Source organism: uncultured Aquimonas sp., assembly GCF_937888285.1.
Lineage (GTDB): Bacteria > Pseudomonadota > Gammaproteobacteria > Xanthomonadales > Xanthomonadaceae > Aquimonas.
In genome coordinates, this window is the sequence record NZ_CALART010000109.1 from 118660 (window position 1) to 136296 (window position 17637).

Sequence of the window (17637 nt, forward strand, 5' to 3'; positions counted from 1 at the left end):
CGTCCTCAGATCTCAGTGACCAGGCGGAACATGGATTCGCTGTCCGACGAACAGTTGGCGGTCTGCTGGGCGGTCTGACTGCGATCGTCGCTCCAGCAGATATCCACGGTGAGGGCCAAACGGTTGCCACCACCGGCAACGGGAGCGAAGTTGGCGCGGATCCGGCCGTCGGGCAACGCGCGACAGACGCGCTCATCAACGCGCTCGATATCGCAGGCCAGTGCGTTCGAATCGTTGCCGCAGTTGTAGCCCGGCGCTGCGGCGATATTGCAGTTCGGGGCGCTGAAAGCGTTGCGGCGGAGCAGCTGGGCCTTGCTGTTGGCGCCGTCAGCGATATAGGCCCGCGCGATATCGGTGAACTCGTAGGCGATATCGGCAGCCTGTGTGCGGTAGCCGGCGCTCTGCGTATTGCGCAGGGACACCGCCATCAGGGTGCCCACGCCCAAGAGGCCGATGGACAGCACGACCACCGCGATCATCACCTCGATCAGGGACACGCCCGCCTGGCGTCGACTCTTGACGCGGCTCATGGGCAGGTCCTCTTGCCGGTACTGACCGAACCCACGGGGCTCACCGTGAGCGTGCGCACAAAGCCCTTGCCACTCGGGCAGTACACCGCACTGAGCTGCAGGGTTGCATTGCCGGCACCCGCGGCAGGCTCCACGCGACGACCGCGGCCGTCGAAACGGATCTCAGGCAGCCCGGCGAGCACGTCCCTCTGGTTGATGGTGCCGACGGACAACACCTCGTCGGCATCGGGGTTCCCGTTGCCATTGGCGTCCGCCCAGGCCACCCAGCCGTTCTGCCAGCCGCCGCCACAGCCGGTCAGGGTCGCATTGGCGGGACAGAGACCGCCACCGGAGTTGGTCTCGATGGCGGCGGTGCGCGCCAGACTGGCGCCCGCGACGAGTTCGTTGGCCTGCGAGCTCAGGCGGTTCTGCACGATCAGCTCGTTGAAACTGGGCAGTGCGATGGTCGCGACAATGGCGACGATCGCGACGATGATCATCAGTTCAACAACGCTGAACCCCGTGTGGCGGGGTCGTTCGAGCGGGGTCATGGCTGCCTCCGGTTTGCTCCGAGGCGAACAGTATCGCGGACTTGGCGACAGTTCTTCAGGTGCCGGACAGCCGGTAGACCGCCACCGACCAGCGTTTCCGGGGGTGGGCCGCAGCGCGATGGGGTTCGCAGAGTGGAACCTTGGGTGGGGCAGCGGAGGCAGGAGACGTTGCGGTTCTGAGGCATGGTGGTTCGGGAGTTCGGCGGCGTGGGGCCTGGCGGCGCGGGACCGTGGTGGCCGTGGTGTCGCTCGGACGGGGTGAGCCCCTGGCCCAGTGAGGAGCGCTCGCACGGGGTCGGCCTTGGTCAGCAGGGCGACCTAGGCATAGGGCGTGCCCGGGCCACCCAGCGACCTTGCATAGGTTGGGCCCTGGCCCACCCGTCGGGTTGGCGCTGGCCGATCTCCGCCGGCAGCTTGGCCTGTGCACTTCTGGGCGACGCGTGGCGAGGTGGGCGCTCTCGGATGAACGCGGGGTTTGTCATCCCCGCGAAGCGCCTGTCCTCGCGAAGGCGGAGGCGGAGATCCAGGGTTCTCGAGGGTGAGGCCAGTGTCTGCTGGGCCCCCGCCTTCGCGGGGGCGACGACGAACGGGGTCGCGAGCACGCTAGTTCTACAAACCGCCGGTCTTGGCGGAGCGACGATGTATCGCGGGAGCTCTGCTTCTCGAAGGCGCCGCGTCGGCCTGCCCTGCGCCGGCTCAGCGTCGCGGCGGCAGCAGCGCCTTCAGGCTCGCCTCCGACAGCTCGCCGCTGCGTCGATGCAGCAGGCGGCCTTCGCCGTCGACGATCAGCGTCGTCGGGTAGCCGCGGACCTGCAGGCGCTCGGGCACGCTACCGGCCGGATCGCGCCAGATCGGCGCCAGCGGCAGGGCCAGAGTGCGGGTGAAGGCAGCGATCTCGGCGGGGCTTTCGCCAATGTTGAGGTAGACGAAGTCGACGTCGGGGCGCAGCGCCTGGACGCGGGCGAAGGCCGGCATTTCACGTCGGCAGGGCGCGCACCAGCTGGCCCAGAGGTTGATGACTTGAGCCCTGCCCTGCCCCGCCGGCAGGCGCTGCGGGCGACCTTCAAGGTCGAGCACCTGCATCGACGGCAGCGGCGTGGCGCCGGCGCGGGCGTGCAGGCCGAGCAGGATCTGGCCGACAAGCAGGACGCTGAGGCCGACGGCGGCGGGGATCAGCAGGAGGCGCTGCCAGGGGTTGAGGCGTGCGGCTGCCGCGGGGCGGAGAGTTGCTTCCTCGCGCATGGGCGGTGGCGCAAGGTGCGGCTGCGCTGTGCCAGCGGCTTCAGCGGCACTCGCTGGCGGATGCGCTGCGCTTATCCGCCCTACGAGTTCGAACGACGCTTTGCCTCCGTCGAAGTCGGAAGCTCGCTCCGTCTCAGGCCCGGCCTCATCGGGACCCGCTGGCGGATGCGCTGCGCTTATCCGCCCTACGAGTTCGAACGACGCTTTGCCTTCATCGAAGTCGGAAGATCGCTCCGTCTCAGGCCCGGCCTCCGCGGGACCCGCTGGCGGATGCGCTGCGCTTATCCGCCCTACCGGAGCTGGGCTTCGCTCAAGTCGCGGCGTCGCTCGCTTTCGTAGGGCGGATAAGCGCCAGCGCATCCGCCAGCGGCTTGCCTCTGGCGAGGCTTGTGCGAGGTTTGCCGCAGGCGCGGCTGCAGCGCGTCGCTCACCGGGCTGCCGAACCGCCATGACCAGAACGGCGACGGCGCCCACGACGAGGCCGATCCATGGGTCATAGCCGCCATCGCGGAAGGCCAGCAGCGCGCCAGGGCTGTCGGCGTAGGCCTGCCAGTGGCGCAGGATCCATCCAATGCGGGCGCCCAGAAGGCCCAGGACCAGCGCGATGAACAGGCGTGCCTCGGCACGGGCGCGCAGCGGCGGCTCCGCGTCGCGCAGCAGACTGAGCACGCCCAGCGCAGCAGCCGTCGCGATGAGCAGAAGCAGGGCCTGGGTGGGCAGCAGCAGGGGGCCTAGGGCGATCGAATCGGGCATGGGGGGCTTGGAGCAGGGGAAGCCGAGCTGGGCGGGGGCGTCAAGAGGGGCAGCGGTCGCTTCGCCCGGCCCTCTCCCCAACCCCTCTCCCACGGGGAGAGGGGCTTTGCGGCGGGGCATGAGGCGAACGGCAATGCTGTCGGGCGCTGAGCTGGGGCCCCAGGGCGGGTAGCACTCGCTTCGCCCGGCCCTGCCCCCAAGCTGCCCTCGCGTTGCTCGGACTGCGAGAGCTTAGGCTGCCACCGGCAGCCGATAAGCAATCCCGAACCGCTCCGGCGGGAGAGGGGCTCTGGGACGGGCTTGACGCGACGCATAGCTCTGACTCCCGGGAGCATCGGCTGCCCGGCAACCGCATTGCGCTCCCGCACCGCCTCCAGCGGGAGAGGGGCGCGTTCAGCCGCGCAGCGCGTCTATCGCCGGCTGTACCTGTGGCTGCCGCTGCAGCACCTGCCCGGCCCGCTCCAGCGCATCGGCCAGCTGGGCGGCGCTGTCGGCGCGCAGGGTGGCGTGGCCGACCTTGCGGCCGGCGCGCGCGCTCTTGCCGTAGTCGTGCCAGTGCAGGCCGGGCACGGTGAGTGCGGCGGCGCAGTCGGGCAGCGCGCCGATCCAGTTGAGCATGGCGCTGTGGCCGCGCGTGGCGGTGTCGCCCAGCGGCAGGCCGAGCACGGCGCGCAGGTGGTTCTCGAACTGGCTGCTGACCGCGCCTTCGATGGTCCAGTGGCCGCTGTTGTGGACGCGCGGGGCCATCTCGTTGGCCAGCAGCGCGCCGCCCTGCTCGAACAGCTCCAGCGCGAACACGCCGACGTAGTCGAGCGCGTCGGCCAGGGCCTGCGCATGCGCCACGGCGCGCGCGGCGATGTCGTCCGAGACTTCGGCGGGCGCGAGGCTGAGCGAGAGGATGCCCTCGTGGTGCCAGTTGCGGGTCAGCGGATAGCTGCGGAACTCGCCGTCGCGGCCGCGCACGCCGACCACCGACAGCTCGCTGTCGAAGGGCACGAAGGCTTCCAGGATCAGGCTGGCCTGCGGCTGGCCATGCGCGAGCGCGGCCCAGGCGGCCTCGACGTCGGCCGGCTGGCGCAGGCGGAACTGGCCCTTGCCGTCGTAGCCCAGACGACGCGTCTTGAGGATGCTCGGCAGGCCGATCTGTTCGACCGCTGCACGAAGCTGGTCGAGCGTGTCGACCGCGGCGAACGCTGGAGTGCCGATGCCGAGCCCGCGGAACAGCGACTTCTCGGCCATGCGGTCCTGGGCCACGCCCAAGGCACGCGGGTTGGGGAACACCGGCACGCGCTCGGCCAGCCAGGCAGCGCTGTCGGCGGGCACGTTCTCGAAGTCGAAGGTGGCGATGTCGATCTGCGCGGCGAAGCGGCCGAGCGCATCGAGGTCGCGGTAGTCGGCCTGCATCAGCGCGGCGACCTGGCCGCCGCAGGCGTTGGCGTCGGTGTCGAGCATCAGGAACTTCGTGCCCAGCGGCGCACCGGCCAGGGCCAGCATGCGCGCGAGCTGGCCGCCGCCGAGCACGCCGACGCGGATCAAGCTGCGCTCGCTCATGCCTGCCTCGGGTCGGGATGGGCCAGCACGTCCTCGGTCTGTTTGGCGCGGAACGCGGCCAGCGCCTCACGGATCGCGGGGTGGTCCGCGGCCAGCAGGCTGGCGGCGAACAGGCCGGCATTGGCGGCGCCGGCGACGCCGATGGCGAAGGTGGCTACGGGAATGCCGGCCGGCATCTGCACGATCGACAGCAGCGAGTCCAAGCCGTTGAGCGCCTTCGACTGCACCGGCACGCCGAGCACGGGGACCGCGGTCTTGGCGGCCAGCATGCCAGGCAGATGGGCAGCGCCGCCGGCGCCGGCGATGATCGCGCGCAGGCCGCGCGATTCCGCGGCATCGGCGTACTGGAACAGCAGGTCGGGCGTGCGATGTGCGCTGACCACCTGCACTTCGTGCGGCACGCCCAGGGCCTCAAGGCGCTGCACGGCGTGCTGCATGGTGTCCCAGTCGGAACGCGAGCCCATCACCACGCCAACCAGCGGCGCGGAGGTGTGGGCGGCGGGCGTGTGCTGCGTCATCGGCTGCGGCCTCCGCATGGCGATAGCAAGGCCGGCGCGGGCACCCTGCCCCGCCGGAAGCCGCACAGTGTAGACGGGCCGTGCGACGCGCGCTTTGCAGCGCCTGGCCCCATGGCCGACAATCGCGGGCTTGTCATCCCTCACGGCGACCTTCCATGGCCCTTGATCCGCGCCTGCTTGAAATCCTGTGCTGCCCGCTGACCCGCCAGCCGCTGCAGATGCTGGACGCGCAGCGCCTGGCCGCGCTCAACGCGGCGATTGCGGCCGGCAGCGTGAAGCAGGCGGATGGGCAGGTGCTCGCGCAGGCCTGGAAGGAAGGCCTGATCACCGCCAACGGCAGCCGCGCCTACCGCATCGACGACGGCATCCCGGTGCTGCTGGCCGATGAAGCGGTGGAGTGGTCGCAGCTGGGATAGAAACGCGAAACGCCCTGCCCCGGGCCACGCAAGCGTGCAGGCGCGCTGTCGGACCGGGGCGAGGTTCTGGTGGATGCGCTGCGCTTATCCACCCTACAACCGCGAGAGACGCCGCGCCGGCATCGGAGCCACAGCCGCTGTGCGCGTAGGGTGCGCCTGCGGCGCACCGGAGCTCGCGAACTCGCACCCATCGGGGCCATCGGATGGGCCTGGTGCGCGACACGCGCACCCTACGGCAGCCGGACCCGGGCGAGATTCTGCGCCGCGCCTCGCCCGCGTGCCCGCGGGCTGCCGGACCGGGGCGAGGTTCTGGTGGATGCGCTGCGCTTATCCACCCTACAGCCGCGAGGGACGCCGCGCCGGCATCGGAGCCACAGCCGCTGTGCGCGTAGGGTGCGCCTGCGGCGCACCGGAGCTCGCGAACTCGCACCCATCGGGGCCATCGGATGGGCCTGGTGCGCGACACGCGCACCCTACGGCAGCCGGACCGGGGCGAGGTTCTGCGCCGCACCTCGCCCGCGTGCATTCGGGCTGTCGGACCGGGGCAAGGTTCTGGTGGATGCGCTGCGCTTGTCCACCCTACGACCGCGAGAGACGCCGCGCTGGCATCAGCATTCGGATCGAGCTAGACGCCCAGTCCCAACAGCGCCCGCAGAAACGGCACGGTGACCCTGCGCTGGGCCGCCAGGCTTTCGCGATCCAGCCGGTCGAGCAGGCGGGTCAGGGTCTGCAGGTCGCGCGAGTGGCGGCGGAACAGGTAGTCGAGCACCGGTTCGTCCAGCTCCAGCCCGCGCGCATGTGCGCGGCGCTTCAGCACGCGACGGCGGGCCTCGTCGTCGAGCGCGCCCAGCGAGAGGCGGCTGCACTGCTGCAGGCGCGAGCGCAGGTCGGGCAGCACCAGCGGCAGGCCCTGCGGGCTGGCATCGGCGGCATAGATGAGCTGTCCGCCGCGATCGTGGGCGCGGTTGTGCAGGGCGAACAGGGCGATCTCGTGCTCACGCTCGCCCAGTACCGCCTGCAGATCGTCGAGCGCGATCAGGCCCGTGCCCTCGATCGCCTGCAGGGCGTCGACGGCCCGCGCGCCCAGCGTCGCCAGCGGGACGTAGTGAACTTCGCGCCCTGCGCGCCGCGCCTCTGCCACCGTAGCCAGCAGCAGGTGGCTGCGACCGCTGCCGGTGGGGCCGTCCAGGAACACCGAACCCGACGCTTCACCCAGCGCGCTGGCGCGCAGCAGCGCCACCGCTTCGGCGCTGCCTTCGAAATCATCGAAACCCGCCGCCTGCGCCGCGCGCAGGTTCAGCGGCAGCTGCGGCACGCTCACGCCGGCTGTTCTCCGCCGCCGCGCGGGCCACGCCGACGGCGGCGGCGCTTGCCGCTGCCCTCGCGTGGGGTCGTCGAAGCGTCGAGGGGCTCGCCGGCGGCGTCATGCGTCGCCGCAGCAGCCAGTGGCTCCTGCGCGGCGCTGGCCTTCGCGCCGGTCGCAGGCTCGGCCTGGATGCGGGCGTCGGCGCCTTCGGCGCGCCGCGCCGATGCGCGACTCTCGCGTCGGCTCTGCCGGTGCGCGCTGTCGCCCTCGCCGCCATACAGCGAGCTCTCGGTGTAGCGCGCATGCAGCCAGCGCAGCACCACCATCACCACTGCCGCCACCGGCAGGGCCAGCAGCACGCCGAGGAAGCCGAACAGCTGGCCGCCGGCCATGATCGCGAAGATCACCGCGACCGGATGCATGCCGATCTTGTCGCCGACCAGCCAGGGTGTGAGCAGGAAGCTCTCGATCATCTGGCCGGCGCCGAACACCGCGCAGACCAGCACGATGTGGAACAGATCGCCGTGCTGCACGAGGGTCGCGATCAACGCGGCGCCCAAGCCGATGATCATGCCGAGATAGGGCACGAAGCTGACCAGACCGGCCAGCATGCCGATCAGCAGGGCGAGGTCGACGCCGACCAGCCACAGACCGATCGAATAGATCGCGCCCAGCGAGAGCATCACGCTCAGCTGGCCGCGCAGGAAGCTGCCGAGCACCGCGTCGGCTTCACCTGCCAGCTTGACCACGGTCGGCTCGACCGAGCGCGGCAGCAGCTCGCGAACACGACCCATCAGCACGTCCCAGTCGCGCAGCAGATAGAAGGTGACCACCGGGATCAGGGCGAGGTTGGCGAGGAAGCCCAGCACCGCGAGGCTCGACCTCGACAGGTGGGCGAAGACCTGGCCGGCAGCGGTGCCGGCCTCCTGCCAGTAGTCCTTGGCCAGCGCCACCAGATTCTCGGTCTTCAGGTGATCCAGGCCGAAGCCGGTCTGCGTCTCGACCCAGGGCAGCGCGGTGTTCTGCACCCATTCGGCGAACACCGGCAGCTTGTCGCCAAAGGCCGCCGCCTGGTTGCGCAGCATCGGGATCAGCAGCAGCACGGCGCCGACCACGACCAGGGTCATCAGCAGGAAGACGATGCCGACCGCGGCACTGCGCGACAGCCGGCGCGCCTCCAGGCGGTCGACCAGCGGGTCGCCGAGATAGGCGAACAGCGCGGCGGCGGCGAAGGGCGTGAGCACGGGCGCCAACAGGTACAGCAGGGCCCCCAGCAGCACGGTGAGCGCCAGCAGCTGCCATTTGTGGGTATCAGTCATGCGGTGCTCCAAGGGTGGCGCGGGCGCGGCGCCCGTAGCGCCAGACGTAGTCGATGCCGCTCAGCAGGGTGAGCGCGGCGGTGAGCAGGGCCAGCGGCGGCAGGACGGCGCCGAACTCGGCGCGTGACCCGAGGTGGACCAGGCAGGCCAGCAGGAACAGCAGCTGCAGGAAGGTGGTGAGCTTGCCGAGCAGGCTGGGCGCCGGCTGCAGGCGGGCGACGCGGCGATGCCAGACGGTGGCGCCGCCGACGATGATCAGATCGCGCAGGGCGACCAGCGCCGCCAGCCAGTCGGGTATGACGTCCTGCCACCACAGGCAGGCGTAGCCGGTGACCAGCAGCAGCTTGTCGGCCAGCGGATCGAGCACCCCGCCCAGCCAGCTCTGCCAGCGGAACAGCCGGGCCAGCGCGCCGTCCAGCGCATCGGTCAGGCCGGCGATGGCGGCCACCCACAGCGCGGCTTCGTAGTCGCCGCGCAGCAGCAGCACCGCCAGCGGCGGCACCAGCAGCAGGCGCAGGATCGTCAGCGCGTTCGGCAGGTGGCGCAGGACCGTCATCGGCGGCGGCCGGCCATCAGGGTTCCAGCTGGAACTCGGCCGCACCGCTGGGGCTGCTGCCCATCGGCCGCAGCACCTGGCCGAAGCCGGCCAGCCGCTGCAGGGCCTCGACGCCGGCGCCGAGATCGAGCATCAGCACGAGAGCTTCGCCCTGCGCCGAACGCACTTCGAGGCCGCGCACGAGGTTCAGCGAACGCAGATAGGCGACCGCGCGCGCATAGTCGGCGCCGGAGCGCACGCCCTGGATGCGCACCGCATAGCGGCCGGGCTCGCCCAGCGCCGCCAGCCCGGCATAGCGCTGGGTCAGCGCGGCCACCGCCTGGCTGGCGCCATTGGCCAGCAGGGCCTGGGCGTCGCCGCCGGCATCGCTCCAACGCCGCAGCACCTCACCGCCGTCGATCACCACCCAGTTCACCCGCCAGCCGCCGCCAGCGCGCTCCAGGCGCCCCGACAGCACGCTCTGGCTGGCGTAGCGCTGGCTGCCGGCCATGATCGCGGCGACGTTCTCGCCCCACACGGCCTGCACGTCGACGGCAGCCTGGTCTTCGAGATCGAGCAGCGGGAAGATCATGCCGACGCCTTCGGCAGCGGCGCGCGTGCTGAGTGCCGCCACCGCCTGCGCCTGCGCCTCGCTGACCAGGCGCGGGCCGCGCCCGTCGTCGATGCCCAGCCACAGCATCAGCGGCGGCCGCGGGCCGGGCCAGAAGGCGATGCCGGCACCGGCCAGCAGGGCATCGACCTTGCTGCGCTCGAAGCGCGCCACCAGCACCGCGCGCTGCACGGGCTGGCCATCGACCACGGCGATGTCGCTGCGATAGCGGTAGTGCTGCAGCATGCCCTGCGCCGCATCGAGCTGCTCGCGAACGCCCGGATGGTTCGGCGCATCGGCATTGCCGCTGAGCTTGACCAGCACGCCCGCAAGCGCCTGCGGCAGGGCCGCGGCGCGAGCCTCTTCGGACTGGTCGGCGACCACGGCTTCACCCTCGTAGAGCGCGGCGGGATCGATCGCCTGGGCGCCTGCGGCGGACGACAGGGCGAACAGTCCGAGCAGGGTCAGGCACAGCAGGCGGAACGGGACGGGCAGGCGCACGGTGAAGCCCCGGAGGTCGGCAGGTGAACAGGCGCGCATGGTAACCGAGGGCCGCAGCCCTGCCCGCCGGCACCGGCCTGCGGGGGCCGGCTGCTATCATGCGCGGCTTTCCTGCCCGCCCCAGGACACCCTTGTGAGCACCCCGCAGCAGCCCCTCACCTACCGCGATGCGGGCGTCGACATCGACGCCGGCAACACCGTCGTCGAACGCATCAAACCGCTGGTCAAGCGCACCTTCCGGCCCGAGGTGATGGGCGGCCTGGGCGGCTTCGGCGCGCTGTTCAACCTGTCCGGCAAGTACCGTGAGCCGGTGCTGGTCTCGGGCACCGATGGCGTGGGCACCAAGCTCAAGCTGGCGCAGCAGCTGAACCGCCACGACACGATCGGCATCGATCTCGTCGGCATGTGCGTCAACGATGTCCTCGTGCAGGGCGCGGAATCGCTGTTCTTCCTCGACTATTTCGCCACCGGCAAGCTCGATGTCGAGACTACGGTCAGCGTCGTCGGCGGCATCGCCCGCGGCTGCGAGCTGGCGGGCTGCGCGCTGATCGGTGGCGAGACCGCCGAGATGCCGGACATGTACCCGCCCGGCGAGTACGACCTCGCCGGCTTCTGCGTCGGTGCAGTCGAGAAGTCGGCCCTGCTGGACGGCGCAGCGGTCAAGGCCGGCGATCTGATCATCGGCATCGCGTCGAGCGGCGCGCACTCCAACGGCTACTCGCTGATCCGCCGCATCGTCGATCGCGCCGGCCGGCCGTTCGAGATGGACCTGGGCGGCGTCACGCTGATGGATGCGCTGATGGCACCGACCGAGATCTACGTGAAGCCGGTGCTGGAGCTGCTCGGCACGCACAACCCCGGCGCGCGCCCCGAGGCCATCCATGCGATGGCCCACATCACCGGCGGCGGGCTGGAGGAAAACATCATCCGTGTGGTGCCCGAGGGCCTGGGCCTGCACATCGACAGCAGCAGCTGGCGGCTTCCGGCCCTGTTCGACTGGCTGCAGCGCGAAGGCGCGGTGCCGCAGCGCGAGATGTGGCGCACCTTCAACTGCGGCATCGGCTACACCCTGCTGGTCGACCTTGTCGCCGCCAGCGCGATCGAGGCCGATCTCGACCGCCTCGGACTCAAGCATTGGCGCATCGGCGAAGTGGTGGCCGCCAGCGGCGAACACCGCGTCACGATCGTCTAGGCCGATGACCCTGCGCGTGGCCGTGCTGGCCTCGGGCGAGGGCAGCACCCTGCAGGCGATGATCGAGGCCCGCGATGCGGGCCAGCTCGACGTCGCCTTCGTGGGCCTGTTCTCGGACAAGCCCGGCGCGCGCGCGCTGGAACGCGCGCTGGCCGCCGGCATGCCGGTCTGCGCGCTCAGCCCCAAGGGCTTCGAATCGCGCGTCGAACATGACCGCGCGCTGTTCGCGCGGGTGGAGCAGGTTCAGCCCGAACTCATCGTCTGTGCCGGATACATGCGCATCATCAGCGCCGAGGTGGCGCAGCGGTTCGAGCGCCGGATGATCAACCTGCACCCTTCCCTGCTGCCGAAGTTCCGCGGCCTGCGCACGCATCGGCAGTGTCTGGATGCCGGCGATCCCGTGCACGGCGCCAGCGTGCACTGGGTCACCGCCGAACTCGATGGCGGGCCGGTGATCGCGCAGGCGCGGGTGCCAGTGCATGCCAGCGACGACGAGCAGACGCTGGAAGCGCGGGTGCGCCAGGTCGAGCGTCCGCTGCTGCTGGCGACCGTGCGCGCGCTGGCCGCAGGCCGCATCCGTCATGGCGATGGCCTGCGCTACCTCGACACTCGATTCGAACTGAGCGACAGCGAGGTCTTTGCATGCGCCTGAACATTGTCCGATTCACCGCCCTCGCCGCGCTCGCGCTCGGCGCCTCCGCCGGGCATGCGCAGGCCAGCGCGCTGGAGCCCTTCACCGCGCGCTACGAAGTGCTGCGCGACGGCAAGTCCCAGGGTGAGGCGGTGATGCGCCTGGAACGCATCGAGGGCGAACGCTGGAGGTTCTCCAGCGATGTGCGCGGCACCTCGGGCATGGCGCGGCTGTCCGGCTTCGAGATGCGCGAAAGCACCGAGTTCGAGGCCCTGGCCGATGGACGGCTCAAGCCCCTGTCGGCCCAGGCCAGCGGCGGCGTCAGCCTGCGCCGGCGCAGCATCGGCACCGAGTTCGACTGGAGCGCGAACCAGGTCCGCTGGAACGGCGACGCCAAGCCCGAGCATCGCGGCCCCGCGCCGCTGGGCGCCGACACGGTCAACCCGCAGATCCTCAACCTCGCCCTCGCCCAGCGCCTGCGCGCCGGCGCCGAGGGCGTGATCCGGCTGGACCTGGTCAATCGCGGCGACAGCGACCCGGTCGAGTACCGCGTGCGCGGCAGCGAGCAGGTCAAGGTGCCGATGGGCGAGCGCGAGGCGATCGCCCTGCACCACCGCCGCACCGACAAGGACCGCGAGATCACCCTGTGGATCGATCCCAGCCTGCCGCCGGCACCGCTGCGCGTGCTGCAGCGTGAGGATGGTGCGGATGCCTACGAGCTGCGGCTGATCGAGCTGCGTTGAGAGGTCGCTGGGAGGTCGCTTAGAGCGGCGCACATTCAGGCTGGCTTCGTTACAGGCAATGCGTCGTTCGTGGTCGTAGGGCGGATAAGCGCAGCGCATCCGCCGGCGTGTCCGGCAGAAGCCGAGCCACGAACGAAGCCCGCGCCTTCGACAGGACTTGCGGATGCCGCGTCCGCATCAGAGCTCGCGCATCTGGCCCATGGCTTGCCTCCAAGCCTCGCCCCAGGCGTGCGCCGCATATGCATTTCGCCCGCTCCCTGCGTCTTTGGCGAGCCCTGCGCGTCTACGTGGCTCGCTGGCGGATGCGCTGCGCTTATCCGCCCTGCCAGAGCGGCGTGGCGCAGGTCTTGGCCGATCCGGCAGTAGTCGAGCCCCGAAGGAAACCCACCCCGCCGAGCCAGGATGCTCGGGCTGCACCTCGCCCGGAGCTGGGCTGCGTTCGCCGCGATGCACTCTCGGCCTTGAGCTTCGTCGAGCCCCACGCGTGCATGCGACTCGCTGGCGGATGTGCTGCGCTTGTCCGCCATACAACTGCTCGCAGCGCCGCGCAGCGCCTCGACAGCGCCTGAGCGCCTGCGTGCGTTGAATCCGCTGCCTTGCCTGTCCCAAAAGCAGGCTCAGGCGCTACCGGAAGGATTGCGCACGGTGATCGTGTCGAGGCCACGCCCGTTCGGGCCGCCTTCGGCGCGCCACAGCTTCCAGGCGAAGAACAGCCCGAGTGCGCAGAGTGCGCTGTAGAACCACATGCTGCCGGCGTAGCCTGCGGGATTGTCGGGGCCTGCCCCCCCGCGATCGTTGAGGAAACCCACCACCGGCGGCACCGCGGCCCAGCCGAGCTGCTGGCACAGGGTCATCATCGCGTAGGCAGAGCCCAGCCGCCGCTGGTCGACGATGTAGGCCACCGAGGGCCACATCACCGCCGGGATCAGCGAGAACACGCCACCCAGCACCAGCATCACCACCAGCAGGGTCAGCGGCACTTCACCGCTGCCGATGAAGGGAATCGCGATGGCGACCGCCGGCCCCGGCGGCAGGTAGGTCACGGCGAGGAACAGCGGCAGCATCACCAGGCTGCCGGCGACCATGAACAGCGAGCGTCGCCCCACCCGATCCACCCACAGGCCGAACAGCGGCGTGGCGAAGATCGCCGCCACCGGCAGCAGGCTGCTGAGCAGGCCCGCGGCCTCGCGCTGCAGGCCATGGGCCTGCTGGAAGTAGTCGATGGCGAAGGTGCGGAACGGAAACACCGTCGAGTAGAACACCACGCAGAGGGCGACGATGAACCAGTAGCTGCGGCCGAAGGCGAACAGGCGCTTGAAGTCGAGCCGCTCGCTGTCGCCGCCCGGGCCGAGGTCGATACGCCCTTCGGCGCGCTTCTCCAGCACCCAGTACAGCATCGCTGCGGCCACCGACACGCCGGCCACGCCGGTCGCCAGCCACAGCGGGTCCTGCCAGTTGGCATACAGCGGAGCGGCGAAGCCGGTCGACCAGTCCGCCGAGGCCGAGCCCAGGCGCGAGATCGACAGGTTCATGCCGAAGGCGAGGCTGAGCTCCTTGCCCTTGAACCACTTGGCCAGCACGGTGGTGGCGGCGACGATCAGCGGTTCGGCGCCGAGGCCGAGCATGAACCGCCCGGCGAGGATCATCTCGAAGTGCGGCGTGAGCGCGGTGAGCGCGCCGCCGGCCAGACACACCAGGGCGAACACGGTGATCGCGACCTTGGTGCCGAAGCGATCGATGATCACGCCACCGGCCAGCAGCACCAGGATCGCCGCCCAGTTGTAGGCCGAGGACAGCATGCCGATCTGCTGGTAGCTGAAACCCAGCTGGTTGCGCATCAGATCGATGACCGGGCCCAGCGCGTCGTACAGGTAGTAGTTGCCGAACATCGCCAGGCTGACGAACAGCAGCACCGACCAGCGCTGGAAGGGCGTGGGGCGGGGCAATGCGGAATACGTGTGCGAGGTCATGGTCGGGCGGCGGTCCTGGCGCGTGGGCCTGCACTCTAACCGCTGGCGACGCGCTCACAAACCCGCTGCAGATCATCGGCGTTCGCGGGTTAGCATGCGGGCCCTCGCCGCAGCCCCGTGCACGCTCATGACCACGCGCTTCCGCGTTCCCGACACCCTCGTCCTGCTGTTCCTGATCATGGTGCTGGCCCTGGTCGCCACCTGGGTGCTGCCGCAGGGCAGCTACCAGACCGCACCCAACGAGCAGGGCCGGATGATGGTGGTGCCAGGCACCTACAGCGAACACGCCGATCGGGTGTGGCTGTCGCCGGTCAGCCTGTTCACCGCGATCCCGCGCTCGCTGGCGTTCGCCCAGGACATCATCTTCTTCCTGCTGATCGTCGGCGGCGCGATCTCGGTGCTGCGCGCCACCGGCATGATCGACGCGGTGCTGGGTCGCCTGCTGCAGTGGATCGGCCATTCGCCCGCGCTGCTGATCGTCTTCGGCACCGGCATCTTCGCGGCCGGCTCGGCCAGCCTGGGCGTGTCGACCGAGTACATCCCCTTCGCGCTGGTGCTGGTGTCGCTGTGCGCGGCCATGCGCCTCGATGCCATGACCGCGATGGGCGTGATGATCTGCGGCTATGGCGTCGGCTTCGGCATCGCCTGGACCAACCCCTACACGGTGATGGTGGCGCAGAACATCGCGGAGCTGCCGCCCACCTCGGGCTGGGAATACCGGCTCGCCCTGTTCCTGCCCTTCGTGGCGGTGACCGCGCACCACGTCTGGCGCTATGCCAGCCGCGTCAAGGCCGATCCGCAGGCCAGCCTGCTGGCGGATATCCAGGACGATCGCCACCGCGCCGTCCAGCACTACCCGCCGCTCGACGGCCGTCGTCTCGCCGTGCTGGGCATCACCGTGTTCGCCCTGGTCGCCATGGTCTGGGGCATCTCGCAGTACCGCTGGTATCTGACCGAGCTTGGCGCGATCTGGCTGGGCGTGGCCCTGCTGGCCGGGCTGATCGGTGGCCTCGGCGCCGACGGCACCGCCAAGCGCTTCGGCGCCGGTGCCGCCGAGCTCGCGATCGTCGCCCTGCTGGTGGGCTTCGCGCGTTCGATCGCGCTGATCCTCGAAGACGGCCAGGTGCTGCACACCATCGTGCATGCCGCCTCGATTCCGCTGAGCCAGGTCGGAGCCGAGCTGTCCGCGGTCGGCATGCTGCTGATGCAGACGGGAATGAACTTCTTCATCCCCTCGGGCTCGGGCCAGGCCTTCGCCACGATGCCGATCATGGCGCCGCTGGCGGACGTGGTCGGCATCGAGCGCCAGGTGGCGGTGCTGGCCTTCCAGTTCGGCGACGGCCTGTCGAACATCATCGTGCCGACCAACATCGTGCTGATGGCCATCCTCGGCGTGGCCGGCATTCCCTACGACCGCTGGTTCCGCTTCGTCTGGCCGCTGATGCTGAAGCTGATGGCGCTGGCCGCGCTGGCGCTGGTGGCTGCGGTGATGTTCGGCTACCAGTGAGCCGATGGCGCTCCGCCGCCGGATGATGCGCGGCAGGCCGGGCGCCGTTCGCGCCTCGGGCCTGCCGCGTCGATCGGTAGCTACTTGACCCCGTGCATCAGGCGGTTGATCAGGGGCGCGATCAGGAACAGCAGCACGCCGGCACCGGCGAGCGACCAGAACCCGAAGGTATAGCCGGTCAAGGCCGAGGAGGTGGTCATGCCGCCCTCGCCGCTGACGAAACCGGCGAAGATGCCGGACAGGTTGTTGCCAATCGCGATCGACAGGAACCAGCAGCCCATCGCCATGCCGGCCAGGCGCGCAGGCGCGAGTTTGGTGGTCATCGACAGGCCGATCGGCGACAGGCAGAGCTCACCGATCGACTGGATGACGTAAACCATGAACAGAGTCCAGAACGGGATCTTGCCGGCGTCGTCGACCATGCTCGACAGCGCCACCATCAGCAGCAGGAACGCCAGCCCGTTGAAGATCAGACCAAGGCCGAACTTGCGCGGGATCGATGGATTGATGCGACCCAGCCGCACCCACAGCCAGGCCATGATCGGCGCAAAGGTGATGATGGCGACCGAGTTCACCGACTGGAACCAGGCCACCGGGAACTCCCAGCCGCCAAGATCGCGATCCACGATGCGATCGGCCAGGAAGTTGAACGAGCTGCCCGCCTGCTCGAAGAACATCCAGAACATCACATTGAAGAAGAAGATCAGCAGCATCGCCACGACCTTGTCGCGGGCGACCTTGCCCTCGCGCGCGCCCTCCACCACGAGCATGCCCGCGGGAATCAGGAACAGCGCCATCAGCACCGCCTGCAGCGCGCTGGCCGAGATGGTCAGCAGGAAGTAGAACATCGGGATGCCGATCAACAGGCCGCCCAGGGCGACCATTGCCGTGCGGCCCATGCCCTGGGCGTCTTCCGGCGGCAGGCCCACGCCCTGCAGCTGCGAGCGCCCGAACCAGAACCAGAACAGGCTGAGCACCATGCCGACGCCGGCGGAGATGAAGACGACCTGGTAGGAGGGCATGCCCGAGCTGCCGAACACGCGTTCGGCGAGGATCTGGGTCACCACAGGCGCGATCATCGCGCCGAGGTTGATGCCCATGTAGAAGATGGTGAAGCCGGAATCGCGGCGCTCATCGGCCTGCGAGTACAGCTTGCCGACCATGGTCGAGATGATCGGCTTGAACATGCCGTTGCCCACGATGATCGTGGCAAGGCCCAGGCGGAAAAGCGTCTCGCTGGGCAAGGCCAGCATGAATAGTCCGGCCGCCATGATCACCGCGCCAAGCAGGATCGATCGTTGGAAGCCGATCAGCTTGTCGGCGATGTATCCACCGAAGATCGCACCTGCATACACCAGCGCCAGATAAGCACCGTAGAGCTCACTGGCCGGACGCTCACCAGCGGCATCGCCGCCATGGAACTGCGCGACCACATACAAGACCATTGCCCAGCGGATGCCGTAAAACGCGAAGCGTTCCCAGAACTCCGACATGAAGAGCATCCACAAGGGGCGTGGATGCCCCATGAGCTGCGGAAACTCGGGTACAGCCTCGGTACGAGACGATGCGGACATTCGATCCCCCTGTGGGCGTGGCGCGTGTGCCTGGAGCGGCTTCAAAGGGCCTGCGGATCGCGACAGCGTTCGCAAGCGGCCGCGAAGCTTCTGCGCTCCGATCGACAGATGTCAAATTCGCGTGAGGAGACGGCGGGTTCGCCGGGTCCTGGATTCAGAGGGTGTTGACAAATTAGGTGGTCAGGCGTCGAAGCAGCATCCGCGCCTCG

The 17637-nt window shown here is 69.8% G+C and carries 16 protein-coding genes; 5 read left to right on the forward strand and 11 right to left on the reverse strand.

What is annotated here, in order from left to right:
* Positions 1-5: 5 nt before the first annotated feature.
* From pilV to purE, 5 genes are all read right to left on the reverse strand, one after another.
* Complete coding sequence (gene pilV / locus Q0654_RS19810; protein WP_298856728.1) at positions 6-530, reverse strand: type IV pilus modification protein PilV; 525 nt, start codon at positions 528-530, stop codon at positions 6-8.
* On the reverse strand, positions 527-1060 hold the full coding sequence (locus Q0654_RS19815; protein ID WP_298856729.1) for a GspH/FimT family pseudopilin: 534 nt from the start codon (positions 1058-1060) through the stop codon (positions 527-529). Before Q0654_RS19815 ends, pilV begins: the two co-directional genes overlap by 4 nt.
* 696 nt (positions 1061-1756) lie before the next feature.
* A complete protein-coding gene (locus tag Q0654_RS19820) occupies positions 1757-2302 on the reverse strand; it encodes a TlpA disulfide reductase family protein (RefSeq protein WP_298856730.1) in 546 nt (181 codons plus the stop codon).
* 1146 nt (positions 2303-3448) lie between these two features.
* Complete coding sequence (locus Q0654_RS19825; RefSeq protein ID WP_298856731.1) at positions 3449-4606, reverse strand: 5-(carboxyamino)imidazole ribonucleotide synthase; 1158 nt, start codon at positions 4604-4606, stop codon at positions 3449-3451.
* On the reverse strand, positions 4603-5124 hold the full coding sequence (gene purE / locus Q0654_RS19830) for a 5-(carboxyamino)imidazole ribonucleotide mutase (protein ID WP_298856732.1): 522 nt from the start codon (positions 5122-5124) through the stop codon (positions 4603-4605). The genes Q0654_RS19825 and purE overlap by 4 nt, the downstream gene beginning before the upstream one ends.
* A 155-nt stretch (positions 5125-5279) precedes the next feature.
* On the opposite strand from purE, the gene Q0654_RS19835 reads away from it, so the two are divergent.
* The gene (locus Q0654_RS19835) at positions 5280-5540 is read left to right on the forward strand and encodes a Trm112 family protein (RefSeq protein ID WP_298856733.1); all 261 of its coding nucleotides are present in this window, start codon (positions 5280-5282) and stop codon (positions 5538-5540) included.
* A gap of 625 nt (positions 5541-6165) precedes the next feature.
* On the opposite strand, the gene hda is transcribed toward Q0654_RS19835, so the two are convergent.
* From hda to Q0654_RS19855, 4 genes are read right to left on the reverse strand one after another with little or no spacing between them, the layout of a single operon-like run.
* A complete protein-coding gene (gene hda / locus Q0654_RS19840) occupies positions 6166-6861 on the reverse strand; it encodes a DnaA regulatory inactivator Hda (RefSeq protein ID WP_298856734.1) in 696 nt (231 codons plus the stop codon).
* Entirely contained in the window at positions 6858-8165 is a 1308-nt protein-coding gene (locus Q0654_RS19845; RefSeq protein WP_298856736.1) for an AI-2E family transporter, read from the reverse strand. The genes hda and Q0654_RS19845 overlap by 4 nt, the downstream gene beginning before the upstream one ends.
* Positions 8158-8721, reverse strand: a complete 564-nt coding sequence (locus tag Q0654_RS19850; RefSeq protein WP_298856737.1) for a CDP-alcohol phosphatidyltransferase family protein — start codon at positions 8719-8721, stop codon at positions 8158-8160. Before Q0654_RS19850 ends, Q0654_RS19845 begins: the two co-directional genes overlap by 8 nt.
* Positions 8722-8737: 16 nt before the next feature.
* Positions 8738-9811, reverse strand: coding sequence for a DUF2066 domain-containing protein (locus Q0654_RS19855; RefSeq protein WP_298856738.1), 1074 nt, complete (start codon positions 9809-9811; stop codon positions 8738-8740).
* 133 nt (positions 9812-9944) lie between these two features.
* Between Q0654_RS19855 and purM the strand changes: the two genes are divergently transcribed.
* Genes purM through Q0654_RS19870 form a run of 3 tightly spaced genes read left to right on the forward strand, consistent with a single transcriptional unit; the run spans position 9945 to position 12377 of the window.
* Positions 9945-11003, forward strand: a complete 1059-nt coding sequence (purM, locus tag Q0654_RS19860) for a phosphoribosylformylglycinamidine cyclo-ligase (protein WP_298856739.1) — start codon at positions 9945-9947, stop codon at positions 11001-11003.
* A gap of 4 nt (positions 11004-11007) precedes the next feature.
* Positions 11008-11655, forward strand: coding sequence for a phosphoribosylglycinamide formyltransferase (purN, locus tag Q0654_RS19865; protein WP_298856740.1), 648 nt, complete (start codon positions 11008-11010; stop codon positions 11653-11655).
* The gene (locus Q0654_RS19870; RefSeq protein WP_298856741.1) at positions 11646-12377 is read left to right on the forward strand and encodes a DUF3108 domain-containing protein; all 732 of its coding nucleotides are present in this window, start codon (positions 11646-11648) and stop codon (positions 12375-12377) included. The genes purN and Q0654_RS19870 overlap by 10 nt, the downstream gene beginning before the upstream one ends.
* 617 nt (positions 12378-12994) lie before the next feature.
* On the opposite strand, the gene Q0654_RS19875 is transcribed toward Q0654_RS19870, so the two are convergent.
* Entirely contained in the window at positions 12995-14347 is a 1353-nt protein-coding gene (locus Q0654_RS19875) for an MFS transporter (protein WP_298856742.1), read from the reverse strand.
* A 127-nt stretch (positions 14348-14474) separates the two neighbouring features.
* Here Q0654_RS19875 and Q0654_RS19880 point away from each other — a divergent pair, with 127 nt between their 5' ends.
* Positions 14475-15854: a TIGR00366 family protein gene (locus Q0654_RS19880; protein ID WP_298856743.1), complete on the forward strand. Its 1380-nt coding sequence runs from the start codon at positions 14475-14477 to the stop codon at positions 15852-15854.
* A gap of 80 nt (positions 15855-15934) precedes the next feature.
* Here the strand turns inward: Q0654_RS19880 and Q0654_RS19885 are convergent, their stop codons facing one another.
* On the reverse strand, positions 15935-17428 hold the full coding sequence (locus Q0654_RS19885) for an oligopeptide:H+ symporter (RefSeq protein ID WP_298856744.1): 1494 nt from the start codon (positions 17426-17428) through the stop codon (positions 15935-15937).
* Positions 17429-17637 lie beyond the last annotated feature (209 nt).